At 37.3% G+C, this 5,149-nt stretch carries 4 protein-coding genes, 5 tRNA genes and 1 pseudogene; 8 read left to right on the top strand and 2 right to left on the bottom strand.

The annotated features are described in order from the left end of the window. From MVY38_RS02100 to MVY38_RS02090, 3 genes and pseudogenes are all read left to right on the top strand, one after another. Nucleotides 1-323: pseudogene (locus MVY38_RS02100) on the top strand (ATP-binding protein); the annotation flags it as partial. 2 nt (nt 324-325) lie between these two features. Then, nucleotides 326-1,717 (top strand): NAD(P)H-hydrate dehydratase, encoded by a 1,392-nt coding sequence (locus MVY38_RS02095; protein ID WP_297483052.1) that lies wholly within the window; start codon nt 326-328, stop codon nt 1,715-1,717. A gap of 183 nt (nt 1,718-1,900) precedes the next feature. Beyond that, entirely contained in the window at nt 1,901-2,680 is a 780-nt protein-coding gene (locus tag MVY38_RS02090; RefSeq protein WP_297483049.1) for a thiazole synthase, read from the top strand. A 23-nt stretch (nt 2,681-2,703) separates the two neighbouring features. On the opposite strand, the gene MVY38_RS02085 is transcribed toward MVY38_RS02090, so the two are convergent. Together MVY38_RS02085 and MVY38_RS02080 are read right to left on the bottom strand one after the other, a co-directional pair. Continuing rightward, on the bottom strand, nt 2,704-2,973 hold the full coding sequence (locus MVY38_RS02085) for a hypothetical protein (RefSeq protein ID WP_297483047.1): 270 nt from the start codon (nt 2,971-2,973) through the stop codon (nt 2,704-2,706). After that, nucleotides 2,974-4,311 (bottom strand): sodium-dependent transporter, encoded by a 1,338-nt coding sequence (locus MVY38_RS02080; protein ID WP_297483044.1) that lies wholly within the window; start codon nt 4,309-4,311, stop codon nt 2,974-2,976. A 145-nt stretch (nt 4,312-4,456) separates the two neighbouring features. Between MVY38_RS02080 and MVY38_RS02075 the strand changes: the two genes are divergently transcribed. The 5 genes from MVY38_RS02075 to MVY38_RS02055 all read left to right on the top strand — a co-directional run bounded on the left by MVY38_RS02075 (nt 4,457) and on the right by MVY38_RS02055 (nt 5,001). Next, nucleotides 4,457-4,534, top strand: a tRNA-Pro gene (locus MVY38_RS02075). A 43-nt stretch (nt 4,535-4,577) separates the two neighbouring features. Continuing rightward, nucleotides 4,578-4,654: transfer RNA gene (locus MVY38_RS02070), tRNA-His, on the top strand. A 48-nt stretch (nt 4,655-4,702) separates the two neighbouring features. After that, nucleotides 4,703-4,779 (top strand) — tRNA-Arg (locus MVY38_RS02065). Nucleotides 4,780-4,796: 17 nt separating this feature from the next. Further along, nucleotides 4,797-4,873, top strand: a tRNA-Arg gene (locus MVY38_RS02060). 43 nt (nt 4,874-4,916) lie between these two features. Next, nucleotides 4,917-5,001: transfer RNA gene (locus MVY38_RS02055), tRNA-Leu, on the top strand. Nucleotides 5,002-5,149: the final 148 nt, after the last annotated feature.

The raw sequence follows: 5,149 nt of genomic DNA, 5'->3' as shown, positions 1-5,149 counted from the left end.
ATATTGAAAACTTAAATGGTTTTTACACACAATTTGAAGACTTTTTACTCTATATGTTAAGTTTTGTAAATCTTCAAAAATATGGCTTTACATTTTTGGCACAACCACATGAAACATTTGAAAATCCGCATCTCAAACTCCTCTTTTCATTTTTATTTGTAGGTAAATGCTCAAATGCAAACTACTATAATACTGCCATTCTTAAAACATTAAAGAAAAATAAATTTTATTACCAATGTAGAACAGCACACCCAACACTACTCTTTAATGATATTCAGAGCAGTATGGTAAAAATTGATGAATATGTGGAAGATGAGTTTTAAAGATGCAAAAGATTTTTGACGAAGTTACTTCACTTGATGCAAGGTGTTATGAAAAATTTCATCTGAGTGAAGATATTTTGATGGAGCATGCTGCAAATGGTATGGCAGAGTACATCAAAAACAACTTCTCAAAAGATGCAAAAATCATAATAGCTGTAGGGAGTGGAAACAATGGAGCCGATGGTATTGCTCTTGGACGACTACTTTTTCAAAGCTATAATGTTTCACTTTTGTTTGTAAAAGAGCCAAAATCAAAAATGGCTTTGTTACAAGCAAAAAGAGCCAAGAGTATTGGAGTACCTAGCATTACAAGCCTAACAGAGTGTGATGTTATAGTTGATGCCATTGTAGGCAGTGGCTTTAGTGGTGAATTTAACTCACAACTCAAAGTACTACTCAACACTCTAAACGCAGCGACTGCGTTTAAGATAGCCTGCGATATTCCAAGTGGCTTACAAGCAGATGGAGTTTGTGCAAACGCAGCCTTTGTGGCAGATATAACGCTCACAATGGGTGCCTTAAAAAAATCTCTCTTTTTAGATGAAGCAAAAGATTTTACGGGCAAAATAGAGGTGCTTGATTTAGGAATTAGTCGTAAAATATATGAGACAAAAACCTCATGGCATCTTTTAGATAATGAAGATTTACAACTCCCTCATAGAAGTTCACAAAACACGCATAAAGGCTCTTTTGGTCATCTCTCTATTTTAAGTGGAGAAAAAAGTGGTGCTTCTGTTCTTGCAGCACAGGCAGCACTGCGTTTAGGAGCAGGACTTATAACGCTTATCACACATGAAAAGCCCATCATCCCTTTTGAGATTATGTATGCAAACTCTTTACCAAAAAACAGCACAGCCATAGCTCTTGGCATGGGGCTTGGAGAGAGTTTTAGCCATGATGAACTAAAATGCTATTTGCATAATGATTTACCACTCATAATTGATGCTGATCTCTTTTATATGCCAATAGTTTTAGAACTTCTTAAACGCAGTGAGATTGTACTCACACCCCATCCAAAAGAGTTTGTGGCACTTTTAAAACTTACAAAACTTGCCGACATTAGCGTAGAAGAGTTACAAAAAAAGCGTTTTCACTATGTAGAAATATTTTCACAAGCCTATCCAAACGCAGTGTTATTACTCAAAGGTGCAAATGTGATTATTGCCTATAATGGTACATTTTTTATTAATCCACATGGCAGTTCCAAACTTGCAAAAGGAGGCAGTGGGGATGTTTTAGCAGGACTTATAGGCTCTTTACTTGCACAAGGATACTCAGCGCTAAATGCAGCCATCAATGGTTCACTAGCCCATACAAAACTAGCACAAAACTACACGCTATCTGATTTTTCACTTACTCCAAATGATTTAATAGAGGGAATTGGAAAGTTATAAGATTTCTTATGCTATAAATCTGTCAAGAAAGTCGGGTTCGTGACTTAGTTCGCTTATTTTAGAGTATATTTTTGAGGACAAATCCTCCCTTCGGTCTGAGCCTCAAAAATATACTCTAAAAACGCTACTTTTATGCACAAAGAGTAAAAATAATAATTTACAAACTAAAAACTAGGAAAGAATATGAATAACACACTAAAAATCGGAAAATATGAACTAGGCTCTCGCCTTATCGTTGGAAGCGGAAAATATGACTCTTTTGAAATGACAAAAGAGGCTACTCTCGCTTCAGGAAGTGAACTCATAACTGTGGCTGTACGCCGTCTGAACATAACAGACCCAAGTAAAGAAAATCTTCGTGATACTTTTGCAGGAACAAATGTAAAATTTCTTCCAAACTCTGCAGGATGTGTGACTGCTGAAGAGGCAATCACTACTTTTCGTTTAACTCGTGAAGCGACAGGCATCGACCTTATCAAACTTGAAGTTATCGGTGATACTCAAAAAACACTCTATCCTGATGTTTTAGAGACTATTAAAGCGTGTGAAGTTTTACATAAAGAGGGCTTTACCATTATGGCTTACACTTCGGATGATCCAATTATGGCAAAACGCCTTGAGGATGCTGGAGCAGATGCTGTTATGCCACTTGCTGCACCTATTGGAAGTGGTCTAGGTGTGCAAAACCCTTACAATGTAGTATTTGTTCGTGAAGCAGTTGATGTCCCTGTTATTGTTGATGCAGGGATTGGATGTGCAAGTGATGCAGCTTATGCTATGGAACTCGGTGCTGAGGGTGTACTTACAAATACGGCTATTGCACAATCAAGCAACCCCATAGCAATGGCAGAAGCGATGAAACACGCAGTCATTGCAGGTCGTATGAGCTACCTTGCAGGGCGTATTCCTAAAAAACCTTACGCTACTGCATCAAGTCCAGTTGATGGACTTATTCAGTTCTAAAGTGAGTGTGGCTTAAAACCACACTACTCAAATTTTTCAGAGAGATGACTCATTAAAAGGAGTTGTCCCATTCCCTCAAAAAACTTTTCTATCCCGACTTCTTTTGACTCAGTAGCTTTTTGCAATGCTCTTAAAAAAACAAGTTGAGACTCTTTAGAAGCTTGCATATAGGTATCTATAATATACTCAAGAGTCATACTCATCACCTCACCATTTACATCAAAATCAATTTGTGAAAGAGAATTTATCCCCTCATTTTCAAGCAGTGCTTTACACTCTTTTGCAATATCCATCTAAATAACCCCCATAAGTGACAACATAACCACAAACATAGCAAGTGGCGTAATATATCTCAAGGAGAAATACCATGGTTTATATGCCCATTTCAGTTGTGGTTTCATCACTTTTTCTACCTCTGACTCAGGAATAATAAATCCTACAAAAATTGCCATTATAAGCCCACCAATTGGAAGCATCACAGCAGCTGTTAAATAGTCAATCCAATCAAAGAAATTTTTACTTCCCCAAGTGAGGTACTCTTTTGCACCATCAATATTTGAAAGAATTGCAAAAATTCCTAAAAACCAGAAAAAGAATCCCATAGAGAGAGATGATTTAAGTCTGCTCCAAGCAAATCGGTCTATAAAATACTGAATCATCGGCTCAACAAGCGAAACAGAAGAGGTAAGCCCTGCAAAAGCGAGTGCTATAAAAAAGAGTACAGCAAAAATATTTCCTAAAACGCCCATCTGATAAAACGCAGCAGGCAAGGAGATAAAGACAAGACCTGGACCTTGAGAGGGAGCAGAGCCATATTGGTAAAGAAATGTAAAAAGCATCAAACCTGCAACAATGGCAATAGTTGTGTCTAAAAATACAACCCAAAAAGCACTTTTAACAAGATTCGCATCTTTAGGAAGCGAAGCGGCATAGGTCATAATGGCACCCATACCGAGACTTAAAGTAAAAAATGCATGACCAACTGCAACTACAAAAGCTTGAGAAGTAAGTTTTGAGAAGTCAGGATAAAACATAAAATGAACTGCTTTAGAAAAGCCTCCGAGTGTTGTTGCATAGAGAAACATACCTGCTAAAATAATCATCAACGCAGGCATCAAATAAAAATTTAGCTTTTCTATACCACTTTTAATACCTTTATGTACAACATAAGTAATCACTCCAAAAGAGAGTGTATTATAAAAAAGTTGTGTCCAAAAGTCAGCATGTAACATCGTTGTGAAAACAGCCTGAGACTCTTTCATGCTTGCAGGCAAATATGTTAATGATGTCACTATATAATTAAATATCCAACCAATAACAACTGAATAAAAAATCATTATAAAGAGACCGGCAAGAGCCTGAAAGCCACCAAATTTCCAAATATTTTTATGTTTTGGGGCTAGTTCTTCAAAAGAGGAGACTGTATCGCGACGACCAAGGTACCCAATGAGCATCTCCGCAATCATAATCGAAAATCCTATGAGTAAAACTGTGATAAGATAAACAATTACAAATGCACCACCACCATATTCACCTGTAATGTAAGGAAATTTCCAAATATTTCCAAGCCCAACAGCAGAACCTGCCGCCGCTAAAATAAACCCTAACCGACTAAACCTTGCTAATTTCATAAACTATTTTTCCTTTCAAATGAGGCTATTATACTAAAAAATAGAATTTTTTTAAAGAAATTTGCAAATACTATTGACATTTCTAATCTAATTGACTATAATTTCGCCTCATTAATCAGCGTAATTGCTTGTTTAATGTGTAGGTCGGGGTGTAGCTCAGTATGGTTAGAGTACCTGGTTTGGGACCAGGGGGCCGAAGGTTCGAGTCCTTTCACCCCGACCACTTTTAATTTTCCAAATTTATATTTTAAAAACATAATAACATGGTGGGATTAGCTCAGCTGGTTAGAGCACTGGTTTGTGGTGCCGGGGGTCACGGGTTCGAATCCCGCATCCCACCCCATTTAATTTAGAATATAAGACAAAATAAAAACATATAACAAATATAGTAGCGTCCGTGGCTCAACTGGATAGAGTTTCGGATTTCGGCTCCGAGGGTTATAGGTTCGAATCCTATCGGGCGTACCATTTTGTCTGATATGCATGCGTCCTTAGCTCAGCTGGATAGAGCAATGCCCTTCTAAGGCATAGGCCAAAGGTTCGAATCCTTTAGGGCGTACCACTTTATATTGTTTGTCAGAAGTGACATAAAAAACTTATTCCACGCGGATGTGGTGAAATTGGTAGACACGCCAGACTTAGGATCTGGTGCCGCAAGGTGTGAAGGTTCAAGTCCTTTCATCCGCACCATCCCTTAAATACGGGATTTCAAGAGTTTTAACTCTCACTTTAAGAAAACTCAAAAAACACTTTTTTACTACAATTTAGCTACAACCACTCAAACTTAATTATAAATTCTTTTTACAACTAATCTTAAAAATTCAATTTATACCTTTAT

The sequence above is a fragment of the Sulfurimonas sp. genome, assembly GCF_027056685.1.
Taxonomy (GTDB): Bacteria; Campylobacterota; Campylobacteria; order Campylobacterales; family Sulfurimonadaceae; genus Sulfurimonas.
This window is presented reverse-complemented; position numbering and strand designations above follow the sequence as displayed.

What these genes read in the sequence shown, in the direction of transcription:
- MVY38_RS02095 (WP_297483052.1), top strand. Translation starts at nt 326, where the DNA reads ATGCAAAAGATTTTTGACGAAGTTACTTCACTTGATGCAAGGTGTTAT.
- MVY38_RS02090 (WP_297483049.1), top strand. Translation starts at nt 1,901, where the DNA reads ATGAATAACACACTAAAAATCGGAAAATATGAACTAGGCTCTCGCCTT.
- MVY38_RS02085 (WP_297483047.1), bottom strand. Translation starts at nt 2,973, where the DNA reads ATGGATATTGCAAAAGAGTGTAAAGCACTGCTTGAAAATGAGGGGATA.
- MVY38_RS02080 (WP_297483044.1), bottom strand. Translation starts at nt 4,311, where the DNA reads ATGAAATTAGCAAGGTTTAGTCGGTTAGGGTTTATTTTAGCGGCGGCA.